This is a genomic window from Paenibacillus sp. MER 99-2 (genome assembly GCF_023714095.1).
Lineage (GTDB): Bacteria > Bacillota > Bacilli > Paenibacillales > Paenibacillaceae > Paenibacillus.
On record NZ_JAMAUZ010000001.1, the window covers coordinates 835,270 to 851,776 of the forward strand.

Here is a 16,507-nt window from a genome sequence, read left to right on the forward strand (position 1 = left end):
AAAAAATCACATAATTAAATCATGTCCCATGATACGATGTGAATGTAAAGAAGAGAGACAACATAATACGAACCTTTAGGAGGATGAGGGAGATGGCTGTAAAGAACGAGGTCGCCCCAGCAAAAGAACCGACAGCAGGTCAGTATATTCAAACATTAATTGACAAAGCGAACAAAGCACACGCAGCATTCATGTCCATGGATCAACAGCAAATCGATCGAATTGTGCAAGCAATGGCGCTTGCAGGTCTGGATAAACACATGATGCTCGCCAAAATGGCTGTGGAAGAAACCGGCCGCGGTGTGTACGAAGATAAAATCACTAAAAATATATTTGCTACAGAATATGTGTACCATAGCATCAAATATGACAAAACCGTTGGTGTCATTGAAGATAATGAATATGAGAACTTCCAGAAAATTGCCGAGCCGGTTGGCATCATCATGGGGATTACGCCGGTTACCAACCCAACATCAACGACGATGTTTAAGGCACTGATCTCCATCAAGACTCGTAACCCGATTATCTTCGGTTTCCACCCTTCTGCACAGAACTGTAGCCGCGAAGCAGCCAAAATCTTGCTTGAAGCCGCAGTGAAGCATGGTGCTCCAGCCGACTGTATTCAGTGGATTGATGATCCATCCATGGATCGCACCAATGCCCTGATGAACCACAACGATGTGGCACTCATTCTGGCGACAGGCGGATCAGGCATGGTGCGAGCAGCATATAGCTGTGGTAAACCAGCACTGGGTGTAGGGCCAGGTAACGTACCTTGCTTCATTGAAAAAAGTGCGGATATCAATCAGGCAGTGACGGATCTGATTTTGTCCAAATCATTTGATAATGGGATGATCTGTGCTTCCGAGCAAGCGGTCATTATTGAAGAACCTATCTTCGATCAAGTCAAAAAGAAAATGATTGCCAATGGATGTTACTTCGTTAACAAGGAAGAAGCAGCTAAGCTGACCGCAGGCGCTATCAATGCTGAGAAATGTGCAGTTAACCCAGCGATTGTAGGTCAATCCGCCGTAGCGATTGCTCAGTTATGCGGTATTGAAGTTCCAGCAAGCACCAAAATCCTGGTTGCTGAAATTGAGGGTGTTGGCGTCAAATTCCCATTGTCTGCGGAAAAATTAAGCCCGGTACTGGCTTGTTACAAAGTCAAAACGGCAGCAGAAGGTATTGAACGTGCAGCAGAAGTGGTTGCTTTTGGCGGAATGGGACACTCATCCGTTATTCACTCCAACAATGAAGAAGTGATTAACAAGTTTGCAGATCGCCTGCAAACAGGACGGATCATCGTCAACTCACCTTCCACACACGGAGCAATTGGCGATATCTACAACACGAATATGCCATCGCTCACACTGGGATGTGGTTCATACGGACGTAACTCGACTTCGTCGAACGTAACTGCTGTCAACTTAATCAATGTGAAAAGGGTGGCTCGCCGTACCGTGAATATGCAATGGTTCAAAGTACCGAACAAGGTCTACTTCGAAAAAGGCGCGACGCAGTATCTCGCCAAAATGCCGGATATCACCCGTGTTGCAATTATTACGGATGCCATGATGGTGAAGCTGGGTTATGTGGAAAAGGTAGAGCACTATCTGCGTCAACGCCAAATGCCGGTAGCCATTGAAGTGTTCTCGGATGTTGAGCCGGATCCATCCACAACGACTGTAGATCGCGGAACCGAAATGATGCGTCGCTTCCAACCGGACTGCATTATCGCTCTCGGTGGCGGATCACCAATGGATGCTGCCAAAGCGATGTGGTTGTTCTATGAATATCCAGACACAGACTTTAATGATCTGAAGCAAAAATTCATGGATATCCGTAAACGGATCTACAAATATCCTAGACTTGGCGTAAAAGCAAAATTTGTAGCGATCCCAACAACATCGGGCACAGGATCGGAAGTAACATCATTTGCTGTTATCACGGATAAAAATCTAGGAAACACCAAATATCCACTGGCTGACTATGAGCTGACTCCTGACGTAGCGATCGTAGACCCTGAGTTTGTATACTCATTGCCAAAAACAGCTGTAGCTGACACAGGTATGGATGTATTGACACATGCGATTGAAGCTTATGTATCCGTTATGGCGAATGACTATACGGATGGGTTAGCAATCAAAGCCATTCAACTGGTGTTCCAGTACTTGGAGCAATCAGCATTACAAGGCGACAAACTGGCACGTGAGAAAATGCATAATGCTTCAACGATTGCAGGTATGGCATTTGCCAACGCATTCTTGGGTATTAACCACAGCTTGGCGCACAAATGGGGCGGTCAGTACCATACAGCCCACGGACGTACCAATGCGATTTTGATGCCACACGTTATTCGATACAACGCGAAAAAACCGACCAAATTCGCATCGTTCCCGAAATACTCGCACTTTGTGGCAGATGAGCGATATGCCGAAATTGCCCGCATTCTCGGATTGCCTGCTCGCACAACCGAAGAAGGGGTTAACAGCTTAATCAACGCTATCCGCAAAATGAACAAAACATTGGGTATCGAGGAATCGTTCCAAGAGATCGGATTTGATGCAAAAGATTTTGAAGCACATGTAGATTACCTGGCTGATCGTGCCTTCGAAGACCAATGTACAACTGCGAATCCGAAGCTGCCGCTGGTAACTGAATTAGCAGATGTATACCGCAACGCATTCTACGGCAAATTCGAATAATAATAATCTTCCAAAACATGCAACAGCTTGTTGAGGATGGCAATAGGTTCAGGGTTCCCCGAAATGGGGAGCCCCGATTGCCGTATGTTTTGAGGAACACATAATCCGTGATGTAGCAGGTAGAACCAAAGGTTGGGAGGGAAAGGAGGTGGGCAGAAAAACGGAGGAGCGAAGCTCCCGCTTTTTCAGGAACTTATCACTTCATGTTTCGGCTCCAGAAAAGATGCAACAAGGAGTCCGGGTTGTAGCAAGGAGAACCAAAGGTTCGCAGGGAAAGGAGATGGGCAGAAAAACAGAGGAGCGAAGCCCCTGCTTTTTCAGGAACTTATCACTTCATGTTTCGGCTCCAAATCGAGGAGGAGCCGCCCATCATTTAGAAATGCAACACGGAATCCGTGATGTGGCAGTTTGAACCACCCGTTCACACGTTAACGGAGAGGACAGAAAAAACCTGAAGAAGCGAAGCGCTCGCCTTTATTCCCGGATTTTCACCTTTGAGAAAGTAAATTGAGAAATCCGGGAATAACAGCGATCGGAAGGTTGTTCTGTCCGCGGAGTGGCCAGTGTGAACCATTTCCCACGGTTCAACATGACACACCGCAGGTGGAGTGCGTTAGTTCACTTACTTTGTGATAAAAATCACAGATGATGAAATCGCCAAGACGTATACTGAAAATGTAAGAAAAACATTCATTCCGCGGTTCCGGTTCCCAAGTAGAGAGAACGTGTTCCGGTTTATGTGAAACAATTCACATTAATCGCGGCTCTGGACACACAATGATACGAAGACGCAGCATGTTATGTGTCCAGAAATCCAAATTAGTGGAGGGATTACGATGTCGGTGATCGAAAAAGATGTCAAACAACAAACAGGCTGGAGAAACTTTACCAAAGGAACTTGGACTAAAACCGTTAATGTGAATGACTTTTTGGAACACAATTTGTCTCCATATTATGGCGATGAAGCATTTCTTGAAGGTGCAACCCAGAATACAAAAGAGTTGTGGGATATCGTATCTGATCTAACCAAAAAAGAACGGGATAACGGTGGTGTCCTTGACGTAGACGTTAATACGCCTGCAACAATTACTTCTCACCAACCAGGGTATCTGGATCAATCCAAAGAGCAAATTGTCGGCGTTCAGACCGATGCTCCATTCAAACGTTCCATTCAGCCATTCGGCGGAATTCGCATGATGATTGATGCATGTGAAGCATATGGCTTCGAAATGCCTCAAGGTGTCATTGATATATTTACAAACATTCGTAAAACACATAACCAAGGTGTATTCGACGCTTATACTTCCGAGATGCGTGCAGCGCGTAAAGCAGGGATCATTACAGGTTTACCAGATGCTTATGGTCGTGGCCGGATCATCGGGGACTACCGCCGGGTAGCGTTGTACGGTGTAGACTTCCTGATTCGTAACAAAAAAGGCGAATTGAACGCCTTGGAAGTGGATGTTATCGATGAAGATGTTATCCGTCTGCGTGAAGAGTTGTCTGAGCAGATTCGTGCTTTGCAAGAACTGAAACAATTGGGCGAAATGCACGGTTTCGATATTTCCTTGCCAGCAACAACAGCCAAAGAAGCGTTCCAATGGTTGTACTTCGGTTACCTGGCAGCGATCAAAGAGCAGAACGGTGCTGCAATGTCACTGGGACGTGTATCATCCTTCCTGGATATCTACATTGAACGTGATCTGCAAGAAGGCATTCTGACCGAAGAGCAGGCTCAAGAGCTGGTTGACCATTTTGTTATGAAACTGCGGATTGTAAAATTCCTGCGTACGCCGGACTATAACGAACTGTTCAGTGGAGACCCAACATGGGTAACCGAGTCCATCGGCGGGATGTCCGTAAATGGTGAGACACGTGTAACGAAAAACAGCTTCCGCTTCCTGCACACGCTGCATAACCTGGGACCTGCACCGGAGCCAAACCTGACTGTACTCTGGTCCACTAAACTGCCGGAAGCATTCAAAGAATATTGCAGTAAAGTATCTATCGAAACGAGCTCGATTCAATATGAGAATGACGATCTGATGCGTCCGATCTATGGCGATGATTACGGTATTGCTTGTTGTGTATCTGCAATGAAGATCGGGAAACAAATGCAATTCTTCGGTGCTCGTGCGAACCTGGCGAAAGCTCTCTTGTACGCAATCAATGGTGGTCGTGACGAGAAATCTGGAGCACAAGTAGGACCTGAATTCCCCGCGATTACAAGCGAAGTGCTGGATTACAATGAAGTTATGAAACGCTTCAAACCAATGATGGAATGGCTGGCGAAGCTGTACATGAACACCTTGAACGTCATCCATTACATGCACGATAAATATAGCTACGAGCGGATCGAGATGGCATTGCATGACCGTGACATCGTTCGTACAATGGCTTGCGGTATTGCAGGTCTGTCGGTTGCAGCGGATTCACTCAGTGCAATCAAATATGCCAAAGTAAAACCAATTCGTAACGAACAAGGCATTGCTGTTGATTTTGAAATTGAAGGAGAATTCCCTTGTTACGGTAACAATGAAGACAGCGTAGATAGCATTGCTGTTGAACTGGTTGAGAGCTTCATGGGCATGATTCGTAAGCACAAAGCATACCGTAACGCGGTACCAACGCAATCCGTACTGACCATCACTTCCAACGTAGTTTACGGTAAGAAAACAGGAACTACACCGGATGGCCGTAAAGCAGGCGAACCATTTGCACCAGGTGCGAACCCAATGCATGGACGTGATAAAAAAGGTGCACTGGCATCCCTTGGCTCAGTAGCCAAATTGCCTTACGAACACAGCCTTGATGGTATCTCTAACACCTTCTCCATTGTGCCAAAAGCACTGGGTAAAGAGGAGAATACACGTAAATCTAATCTGACTGCGATGATGGACGGATACTTTGGTCAGAATGCCCATCACCTGAACGTCAACGTGTTTGATCGTCAACAATTAATGGATGCGATGGAGCACCCGGAAAATTATCCACAGCTTACTGTACGGGTCTCCGGATATGCGGTTAACTTCATCAAACTGACTCGTGAACAACAACTCGATGTCATTAACCGTACGTTCCACGGCTCCATGTAAACCAATTTACAGTATAAGAACGAATCCAGTGGAACATCTGGTCAACAATTAAACGCACAGCGGATGCGGATATAGAAAGGAAGAGGCAGCATGGTTAAAGGACATATTCATTCACTCGAAACTTTCGGGACGGTTGACGGCCCCGGCATCCGCTTCGTGCTCTTTATGCAAGGATGTCTACTCAAGTGTCAGTATTGCCACAATCCCGATACATGGGCACTGGATGGAGGCAAGGAAACGACCGTAGAGGAAGTACTGGCTGAAATTGAGCCTTATCTTTCCTACTATCGTAGTTCAGGCGGGGGACTCACCATATCCGGTGGGGAACCAACTTTACAAGCACACTTTGTAGCCCAAGTGTTCAAGGAAGTCAAACGCCGCTGGGGACTTCATACTACACTAGATAGTAATGGTTTTAACGAACCTGACCGTATCCATGAACTACTGGATAACACAGACTTAGTGTTACTCGATCTGAAGCATATCGATGATGAGAAACATATGAAGTTGACTGGAAAATCCAATGAAAGAACGCTGAAGACAGCCAAGTGGCTATCTGAGCAAGGACGTAAAATGTGGATACGCCACGTATATGTGCCTGGCATTCACAATGACGAAGAGGACTTACTTAACCTTGGAAGATTCATTGGTACTTTAAACGGGGTGGAGAAGTTCGAAATTCTTCCGTATCACCAGATGGGAATCTACAAATGGGAGGCACTTGGCAAGGTGTACCCGCTTGAAGGTGTTCCATCACCAAGTGAAGAAGAGGTTGAGCGAGCTTATCGTTTGATCCAGCAAGGTAGAGAAGAGACATCAGGGGTAGCTTGTTCAGACCAATGATTAAATATGCAGAAGCAGCCATGGCGATTATGGATCGTCTTGGCTGCTTTTTTATTTGCATCGGTTGAAACCAAAACGTCTGTTCAAACGTTTATACCAGGTGTAAATGTTGATAGATCAGTATTTTCATAGTGTGAAATAAAATCGTGAACTCGTATAAAGCCTTGTAGGTACGGTTTTGGCGAGGTTTGTTCACATTATTCAAAGTTTACATTTCTATTAAAATATTTTTAGCAACTTTTCCCGTTTACAAGCGTCTAATAGTATGACTTTTTGAGGGGGATATTTATAAAATGGGAGCAGAAGGAGCCAAAGACAAAGAATGAATCTGAAAAAGAACTTGTCCATACTTACCGCTTTAGCTGTTTTTCAAGCGTTTGCAGTACTTCCAGCTAGCGCACAATCAACCGACCAAAGCGAAACTACACCCGTAAATAAAGCCACAGTGAAATCCGTGGAGGTTTTGAAAAAAGAACAAACGATTGCTGAATCGGAAGTGAAAACCGGTACAGAAACACAGCCGGAGCAAAATAATGCGACGGAAGAAACACAACCTGAAACGACAGAACCTACAGCAACGGATGTAACTCCAGTTGAACCTGTAACGGAAACAGACACACCAGAGGCTGAAGGTGAAGAGGGAGAAACTCCTGCACCTACACCGGTAGAAGTTGAACAGCCAGCCACTGGCAATCAAGCGAGTTCCGGAACTACAGGCGGTGATCTGACGCTGTACATGAACAGCAACAAAATGATGCAAGATGGCAAGACGTATCTTGCAGGACAACCGATGGCTGTCAAAAATGGTGTATCTTATGTCGCAATCCGTGCTCTGGTAGATCGGGTTGGATATGATGTGAAATACGATAACACAACGAAAGAAACCATTATTATTAGTGGTGAAGATGAACTTCGTTTTAAGACAAACAGCACGATCTATACCGTAAATGGTGAATCAAGATCCATGAAGGGTCCTGCTTATCAAGAGAAAAATACGTTTATGGTGCCTTTGACTTCCATTACACAGGCGCTCAACATTACTTATACAGTTAATCAATCTGCGAAGACCGTAGTATTGAACCTGAATACAAAGCCAGTAGCTAGCTTCGCCGTGCAAAAAGAAATTTTTGCGGGTGATGTAGTGACGTATACAACGAAATCCAGTTCTCCAAAAGGCCTTAACATTGTGGACGAGCGCTGGACAGGCCGCCAAGACATATTTGACCAACCAGGTACATATACGGTAACCTATGCGGTCCAAGATTCAAGCGGTCAATGGAGTGATCCATACTCGCTGACGATCAAGGTGGAGAAACCTAACCTTCCGCCAGTAGCCATGTTTACAACAGACAAGGAAGAATACAAAATGGGTGAGAAGATCACCTACATTGACCAAAGTACAGATGACGAAAATGCAATTACCAAAACGGTATGGGACAATAATGCCCTCGCATTCTTTGTACCGGGTCCGAAGACCGTAACGATTACTGTTACGGATAAACATGGTGCAAGTGATAGCTACACCAAGACGATTAATATTACAGGCGAAACGCTCTACAGCTTGTCCGATTTCAATCAGTTGTTCACGCCTGTAGGTGACAAATTCACCTTCAACGGCGGCGAAGTACCTGCGATGGAGAAAGTTCCTTATACGTACACGGATGAGCCAAGTTTGTTGATTCGTAGTAACAGCCCAGAAACCGTGAACACGGAAGGGATTGTGTACCAGGAATCTTCATTCGGGCAAACACGTTTCATGATTCACCATGTAAACAACACAGGTAAAAGAGTGAAAATGTATGTAATCGCAACAAACAACAACCCGTATACAGCTGTGTTCGAACAGCAAAATATGGGCTTTGCCGGCCCTACACCGTTTGCTACTGTAGCAGGTAAATTGTCCATTGATAAATGGTTCAAGTCGATTCAAACTGGAGCCGATACGAAGAAAATGTATATCCTCCCTGGCGAAAGCAAGCTGATCCTGACTGAGCTTAATGCAATCCCGATGAAAGAAGGACAAGTTATCTCCCTTTATTCGGATACTTTCAGCGATTATACACTCGACTATAACGTCATCTTGATTGACGAAAACAAAGATCCATTTGAAGCATTACCAACGCTGCCAGTTCTGGATCGTGATGGTGTTCATAACCGTGGAACGTATCCTAACGCAACACGTGTAATTACGTACGATCAAGAAGTAGGTTCGAAGCCTGCACGTCTTCCACTCGGAGACAATTCAAGTGATCCAAACTTGGAAGGAACAGATCCAATGGCTCACACCATTGCTTCCAACGCAGGTAACTTTGGAGTTCTCTACAAAATCACGCTCAATAATGTGGCTCCACGTACGTTGATTTCATTTAACCCTCGTGGAGGTAAGTACTCGGGTGTTGCGCTTGTTAATGGTCAGGTTGTACAACTGGCAAGTGACAGCAGATCTCTGAGTGCGCCGAACGAGCAAGGTGTTCTTCATCGTACGGGTTCTTACGGTGAGAGTGTAACCATTATCTTCTCGGCTGCACCAGGAAGTAATCTTCCTGTAAACCTTTTGTTCACACCACTTCCGCAAGAGAAGTAGTTGAGCCGTAACATGTTATTGTTTCAGCAAGAGACGGTTTGGAGTGAAGCTTATATCATATATACCCTGTCACCCCAAAAGTCTATGAAGGATTAATTTCTTCTGAACCGTCGGGAAGGACTCCATTCATGGAGTCCTTTTTTAATATAGACAGTGTGAAAAATAGGCGATTAAGGAGCTTCGTTGACTCTAAACTCAATTTAGGGCATTATGATAAGAGAGTTGTTGAATTTTTTTCATTTTGTTAAACTATTGAACAATTATTGCAGTGCTTGAATGACAGGAGGTGCTTAGGTAATGCTGTCAACAGAACAGATTATTAATACGATGTCCTCGCAGGGACTTCGCATAACGGATCAGCGGAAGACGTTGGCTCGTTTGTTTGCGGAATCTCCAGGGTATTTGACGCCTAAGGATGTTTATGAATATATGGGGAAAACTTATAGTGGACTGAGCTTTGATACGGTGTATCGTAATCTTCGTGTCATGCAGGAGTTAGGCGTATTGGAGCAGGTCGTTTTTGAAGATGGTGTGAAGTTCAGAGCTTCTTGTAGCGAGGATCATCACCACCACCACATGATCTGTCTGAAATGTCAGAAGACATATCCGATCGTGTTCTGCCCAATGCAACTCGCAGACGCGCCCGAACAATTTCAGGTTGTGGATCATAAATTTGAAGTATTCGGTTATTGCAAAGACTGTGCTGAACATGCACCAGCCAAAGTTGCATCTGGACATCATCATTCCCATGGGAAACATTGAAAATGAAAATATCTCGTCGAATTATGCAAGCCCCTATACGGGTCTATCGTAATTATATTTCTCCCCTGAAGCCACCGAGCTGCCGTTTCTATCCAACGTGCTCAGCATACGCGATGGAAGCAATCGAAGTTCACGGGGCGTTCAAAGGCTCATTGCTCGCTGCGAAACGGATTGCGAAATGTCATCCTTTTCATCCAGGAGGAGTCGATTTAGTGCCACCTAAGACCGAGAAATCTATAGTGATTTCGGATTAAAGGTCATTTCTCAAAATGAGATTTCATGCATTTGGGCACGCTAGGTGAATGCCGCTACGAACTTGACAAATAGGGCCGTATTTCAGTATATTTTTCGTATAATGATTTCCATTGAAGGGATAAGTACAGACACACCCCCAGTGCAGAGAGCCGGATGAGCTGAGAACCGGTCTGGGAGGAGGATGGAAATGGTCCTGGAGGAACCTCTTTCGAGCGTGCAACACAGGGATTGAGACCTGTTGTCGTAAGGCTGAGGCGTGATCCAGCGTTAATGGACGGTCGAAGGACCGACAGAGCCTGTGTTTTGCAAAAGATGCAGGGAATTTGGGTGGTAACACGTGAGAACAACTCTCGTCCCATAGGGACGGGAGTTTTTTGTGTTCTTTTTCAAGTTCAATTAAATGTGTAACGGATTAAAGGAGGAGAAGTCATTCATGGCTGATCAAAAAACATTTTATTTAACAACACCAATTTACTACCCAAGCGACAAATTGCACATTGGGCATGCGTACACAACGGTAGCTGGTGATGCGATGGTACGTTACAAGCGCCTGCGTGGATACGAGGTTCGCTACTTAACAGGCACGGATGAGCATGGGCAGAAGATCGAACGTAAAGCACAGGAAAAGGGTCAATCACCTCAGTCTTTCGTAGATGATATCGTGGTAGGCATCAAAGAGTTGTGGAACAAGCTGGACATTTCCAATGATGATTTCATCCGTACAACGGAAGAACGTCATAAGACGGTAGTTCAGGATATCTTTGACCGTTTGCTGAAGCAAGGGGATATCTACAAAGGTGAGTACGAAGGCTGGTACAGTATTCCAGACGAGACGTATTATACGGAGACGCAATTAGTCGATGTAGAGAAGAATGATAAAGGTGAGATCATTTCGGCCAAGAGCCCGGATAGCGGACATCCCGTTGAACTCGTGAAAGAGGAATCCTACTTCTTCCGCATGAGTAAATATGCTGATCGCTTGCTCAAGTATTATGAGGATAACCCAGGCTTCATTCAACCGGAATCCCGTAAAAACGAGATGATTAACAACTTTATCAAGCCAGGTTTGGAAGATCTCGCTGTTTCGCGTACAACATTTGAGTGGGGCGTAAAAGTAAAAGGAGATCCGAAGCATGTCGTGTACGTGTGGATTGATGCGTTGTCCAACTACATTACAGCTTTAGGCTATGGTTCATCTGATCCTACACTGTACAATAAATTCTGGCCTGCAGATGTTCATCTCGTAGGTAAAGAGATTGTTCGTTTCCATACGATTTATTGGCCAATCATGCTGATGGCGCTTGATCTGCCATTGCCGAAAAAAGTGTTTGCACATGGTTGGTTGTTGATGAAGGATGGCAAAATGTCCAAATCGAAAGGTAATGTTGTTGATCCGGTAACTTTGATTGATCGTTATGGTCTGGATTCTCTTCGTTATTACCTGCTTCGTGAAGTTCCATTTGGTTCAGATGGCACGTTTACACCAGAAAGCTTCGTAGATCGTGTGAATTCTGACCTGGCCAACGATCTGGGTAATCTGTTGAACCGTACAGTCGCTATGGTAGACAAATACTTCGGGGGTCAAGCGCCTGCGTTTACATCAGGTGTAACCGAGTTTGATGCATCACTCGAAGAAGCAGGTCAGGCGGCTGTGGATAAAGTAGAGACAGCTATGGAGAATCTGCAATTCTCCGTTGCATTGACAGCTATCAGCCAATTCGTTAGCCGCAGCAACAAATATATTGATGAGACACAGCCGTGGGCATTAGCTCGTGATAAAGCTAAACGCGATGAACTTGCCTCTGTAATGGCTCATTTAATTGAAAGCTTGCGGATTGCTTCCATCCTGCTACAGCCGTTCCTGACACGTGCTCCGCGTAAAATCTGGGAACAGCTAGGTATTCAAGAAGGCGAACTTACTGCTTGGGATACTGCGAAGCAATGGGGCGTAATTCCAGCTGGCAATGCTTTGCAGAAGGGTGACCCAATCTTCCCACGTCTTGACTCCGAGCAGGAAATTGCTTATATCTCCGAGGCGATGACTGGTGGTAAGAAAACAGAAGAACCATCTGAAACGCCACAAGCCAATTCAGAGACGACTGAACCGGTTTCTGCGCCAGAAGGCAAAGAAGAGATCGGCATTGATGATTTTGCAAAAGTAGAACTGCGTGTTGCTCAAGTTATTGCATGTGAGCCTGTCAAAAAAGCAGATAAACTGTTGAAGCTTCAACTCGATCTCGGTTATGAGAAACGTCAGGTTGTGTCTGGCATTGCCAAGTTCTACTCTCCAGAAGAGATGGTTGGACGCAAAGTTATCTGTGTCACCAACCTGAAGCCTGTAAAATTACGTGGAGAACTGTCTCAGGGCATGATTTTGGCTGCATCCCACGGAGATCAGCTTACACTCGCTACCGTACCTGATAGCATGCCTAACGGTGCTCAAGTTAAATAAGAAGCTATATAACGCCGAGATGCATATGTAACTTGTTCTGAGGGACATTTTGAATCGAGCAGCATATAGCTATGAATTGGAAGGTGACCCGATAATTCGGGTCATCTTTTTTCGGTTATGCTGTAACTTCTGATCTGATCGTGAGAAAACAAGCATATATTGTTATGAACTCTGTATACCAGGTAAGAATGAATAGGAGAGCGGCTTGACAATGAGAGACAGGTTCCCTATAATTCTTTCAGTAATGTTTACGATTAAGAGAATACGGAGTGATTATAATTATGCGTTTTTTTAACAGTAATAAGGATGGACAGCATCATCTATCGAAGCATACAGACATGAACCGGATGAAATGGGTATGGAGCAGTTTTCTCATTGTTAGCTTGGTTCTCTTGACGGCTTGTGGACAGAATACATCGAATAATGCCAAGATTGTGGAAGATAAAGTGAATGTGATCACGACCTTTTATCCTGTGTATGCATTCACAGCGGCTATTGGTGGAGAAGATGCTAATGTGATTAATTTGCTGCCTACGGGTGTTGAACCTCATGAGTGGACACCTAAGAGCCAGGATATTGTAAATACCTCCAAAGCCCAATTGTTCCTTTACAATGGAGCAGGTCTTGAGGGATGGGTTCCGAATTTCCTCAAATCACTAAACAGTGATACACAAGTGAAATCTGTTGCTGTCAGTGAAGGCGTTACGCTGTTAACAGCTGAAGGTGATGATGGACATGGACATGGTGCAGAGCATGATGAAGAGCACGCGGACGAACATGCAGATGAGCACACAGATGAACATTCTGATGAAGAAACGGCGACTGAAGAAGTTGCGGACCATCATGTTGATCCACACACATGGGTAAGTCCTAAATCCGCTATGATTATGGCAGAAAATATTAAAAATAGTCTCGTTGAAGCAGATCCTGCCCACCAAGCTGCTTATGAAGAGCGTTATGAAGAACTGCATGCTAAACTTGTAACACTTGATCAGCACTTTACGGAAGAATTATCTAAAGTTCCAAACAAAGAAATTGTTGTATCACATCAGGCGTTTGGATACTTGGCACGCGATTATGGATTGACTCAACATGCGATTATGGGACTATCTCCTGATGCTGAACCGACTGGTCAGGACATCGTTAACTTGGCGAAGCTCGTTAAGGATGAAGGCATTAAATATATTTTCTTCGAAGAGCTTGTATCTGATAAACTTGCCAAAACACTCGCGAGTGAAGCAGGCGTAGAAACGATGGTATTAAATCCAGTTGAAGGATTGACTAAAGAACAGGTGGATAATGGTGATGATTACTTCACTTTGATGGAAAAAAATTTGCAAAATCTATTGATCGCATTAAAATAAGGTAGACTGAAGGATTTTAACTTAGAATCCTCATATATAATGAAGGGCGGCTTTGCAATGCAGCAAATCATGCCACTATGTCATGATCCAATCATCGAGATCGAGAAGCTTTCCTTCTCCTATGGAGATCAGAAAGTGATTAATGATCTCAATTTTATGGTTAAAGAACGAGACTTTGTTGGTATTATTGGTTCGAACGGAGCGGGGAAAACGACTTTATTGCGGATGTTGGTAGGTCTATTACCTCCTGCGCAGGGTGATATTAAGCTGTTCGGACAATCTATTCGCCGGTTTAAGGATTGGGAGCGAATTGGTTACGTGCCGCAAAAGAATGCGTTTAACCCACTTTTTCCAGCAACGGTGCGTGAAGTGGTCATGTCTGGCTTGTACAATAACAAAAATATGTTTCGAAGAATATCGCGTAAGGCACAGCAGCAATGTACAGATGCCTTACAGGTGATGCGCATTGAGGATTTAGCGAGCAAGCGAATTGGTCAATTATCTGGAGGGCAGCAACAGCGTGTGTTTCTTGCAAGAGCGCTGATTAATCATCCTGATTTGCTTATTCTGGACGAACCAACGGTTGGGATCGATGCGGAATCACAAGATAGCTTCTTCGAATTAATTACCCATATGCATGAACACCACCGGATGACATTCTTGATGGTATCCCATGATATGGATCGGATGGAGAACTATCTAGGTTCGCAGGCGGCTGTAACGAATGGTAAAATTCATTTTCATGTCCGCCATTCCCATGAGATTGAAGACTGTGCGGAAACGAATCTACAGCATACTACCTCCTTGGTAAAATAGATGCTGTGTTGGGCGCAGTTGGATTAGAGCAAGGCCGAAGAAGGAGTCGTGTATGTTTTGGAAATATTAATGAGTGATTTTTTTCAGCGGGCACTAGCCGGTGGATTGTTAATTGGTATTACTGCTCCGCTGATCGGGTTGTTTCTGGTATTACGACGTTTGTCGATGATTGGGGACACGCTCTCTCATGTGACGATTGCCGGGGTTGCACTTGGATTCTTAATTGAAGTATATCCGATTGGCGTAGGACTTATATTTGCGGTACTGGCTTCGTTTGCGATTGAAAAGCTGCGTAAGGCATACAAGAGCTATGCAGAGTTATCGATCGCAATTATCATGTCCGGAGGCGTAGCGCTGGCGTCACTGTTCTTTACGTTAGGCAAAGGCTATAACACAGATGTTATGAGTTATTTGTTCGGAAGCATCTATACACTGGATGCCACGGATTTGAAACTAGTAGGGGTGGTCACTCTAATTGTGGTCATCGTTGTAGCTCTGTTACATAAGGAATTTTTCCTGCTTAGTTTTGAAGAAGATGCTGCGGCAGTTACGGGTTTACCCGTCCGGTTGTTAAACATGTTGATTACAATAATGACTGCGTTGGTTATAAGTACAGCCATTAAAATCGTTGGTGCTCTGCTTGTATCAGCATTATTGACGATTCCGGTAGCTGTCAGCCTTCTGATGGCGCGAAGCTTCAAATCAGCTATTATTTTGTCCGTAGTCATTGGTGAGATTGCCGTTGTTATTGGACTGGTTGTAGCAGGGATCTGGAATCTTGCACCAGGGGCAACGATTGTATTGCTGCTCATTATGATGCTCATTCTTACGATGATTGCCAAAAAAGGGTTCCGTGCCTAACGACTGAACGAGTAAGCAAGCGAGCCCGGAGAAGGGAGACATCCACATCATGCCTGATGTTAATGTATGGGTGGCTTTTATTGCAGGAGTAGCTTCGTTTATATCGCCATGCTGTCTTCCACTGTATCCGTCGTATTTGTCTTACATAACAGGCATGACGGTACAACGATTGAAGGATGATCGTAATCTGCGAGAAGTTCGTTTTAAGACGCTGACTCATACGCTGGCGTTTATTTTAGGCTTCTCAGCTGTTTTTTATACACTTGGGCTGGGAGCCGGACTGTTTGGTCAGTTTTTCAATGATCATCGAGAATTGATTCGTCAATTGTCAGCTATTTTAATTATATTGATGGGGTTGTTCTTGCTTGGGGTCTTCAAACCACAGTTTCTGATGAAAGAACGGAAGATGGATATGAAGTGGAAACCAGCAGGGTACCTTGGCTCTTTTATCTTCGGCATAGGGTTCTCCGCTGGTTGGTCGCCGTGTATCGGGCCGATTCTAGCTACGATTATTGCGATGGCCGCTAGTGAGCCAACAACGTGGTTTGCATTGATTACAGGGTATACTGTCGGTTTTGCATTGCCGTTCTTTGTATTAGCCTTCTTCATCGGTTCAACGCGCTGGATCTTGCGTTATTCGAATGTGTTGATGAAGGTCGGCGGGGCTTTGATGGTGTTCATGGGTATTTTGTTATACACAGGTCAGATGACTAAAATTACGATTTGGCTGCAGAGTATCACACCAGATTGGATGATCATCTAACGAATGG

At 44.7% G+C, this 16,507-nt stretch carries 11 protein-coding genes; all 11 read left to right on the forward strand.

What is annotated here, in order from left to right; all coding sequences use genetic code 11:
* Positions 1 to 92: 92 nt before the first annotated feature.
* The 11 genes from adhE (at position 93) to M3636_RS03815 (ending at position 16,500) form a co-directional block, all read left to right on the forward strand.
* Complete coding sequence (gene adhE, locus M3636_RS03765; RefSeq protein WP_145408400.1) at positions 93 to 2,705, forward strand: bifunctional acetaldehyde-CoA/alcohol dehydrogenase; 2,613 nt, start codon at positions 93 to 95, stop codon at positions 2,703 to 2,705.
* Positions 2,706 to 3,541: 836 nt separating this feature from the next.
* The gene (pflB, locus tag M3636_RS03770) at positions 3,542 to 5,800 is read left to right on the forward strand and encodes a formate C-acetyltransferase (RefSeq protein WP_145408399.1); all 2,259 of its coding nucleotides are present in this window, start codon (positions 3,542 to 3,544) and stop codon (positions 5,798 to 5,800) included.
* A 90-nt stretch (positions 5,801 to 5,890) separates the two neighbouring features.
* Entirely contained in the window at positions 5,891 to 6,643 is a 753-nt protein-coding gene (gene pflA / locus M3636_RS03775; RefSeq protein WP_145408398.1) for a pyruvate formate-lyase-activating protein, read from the forward strand.
* A 322-nt stretch (positions 6,644 to 6,965) separates the two neighbouring features.
* Entirely contained in the window at positions 6,966 to 9,227 is a 2,262-nt protein-coding gene (locus tag M3636_RS03780; protein WP_145408397.1) for a stalk domain-containing protein, read from the forward strand.
* A 297-nt stretch (positions 9,228 to 9,524) separates the two neighbouring features.
* A complete protein-coding gene (locus M3636_RS03785; RefSeq protein ID WP_128102653.1) occupies positions 9,525 to 9,989 on the forward strand; it encodes a Fur family transcriptional regulator in 465 nt (154 codons plus the stop codon).
* Between the two features lie 2 nt (positions 9,990 to 9,991).
* Positions 9,992 to 10,243: a membrane protein insertion efficiency factor YidD gene (gene yidD, locus M3636_RS03790; RefSeq protein ID WP_128102652.1), complete on the forward strand. Its 252-nt coding sequence runs from the start codon at positions 9,992 to 9,994 to the stop codon at positions 10,241 to 10,243.
* Between the two features lie 434 nt (positions 10,244 to 10,677).
* A complete protein-coding gene (gene metG / locus M3636_RS03795) occupies positions 10,678 to 12,696 on the forward strand; it encodes a methionine--tRNA ligase (protein ID WP_251381309.1) in 2,019 nt (672 codons plus the stop codon).
* A gap of 338 nt (positions 12,697 to 13,034) precedes the next feature.
* A complete protein-coding gene (locus M3636_RS03800; protein ID WP_251382477.1) occupies positions 13,035 to 14,060 on the forward strand; it encodes a metal ABC transporter solute-binding protein, Zn/Mn family in 1,026 nt (341 codons plus the stop codon).
* A 57-nt stretch (positions 14,061 to 14,117) separates the two neighbouring features.
* Positions 14,118 to 14,876 (forward strand): metal ABC transporter ATP-binding protein, encoded by a 759-nt coding sequence (locus tag M3636_RS03805; protein ID WP_251381310.1) that lies wholly within the window; start codon positions 14,118 to 14,120, stop codon positions 14,874 to 14,876.
* Between the two features lie 57 nt (positions 14,877 to 14,933).
* Positions 14,934 to 15,737 carry a metal ABC transporter permease gene (locus tag M3636_RS03810; RefSeq protein WP_145408395.1) on the forward strand — a complete coding sequence of 268 codons (804 nt, stop codon included), beginning with the start codon at positions 14,934 to 14,936 and terminating at the stop codon, positions 15,735 to 15,737.
* A gap of 49 nt (positions 15,738 to 15,786) precedes the next feature.
* The gene (locus M3636_RS03815) at positions 15,787 to 16,500 is read left to right on the forward strand and encodes a cytochrome c biogenesis CcdA family protein (RefSeq protein ID WP_128102647.1); all 714 of its coding nucleotides are present in this window, start codon (positions 15,787 to 15,789) and stop codon (positions 16,498 to 16,500) included.
* Positions 16,501 to 16,507 lie beyond the last annotated feature (7 nt).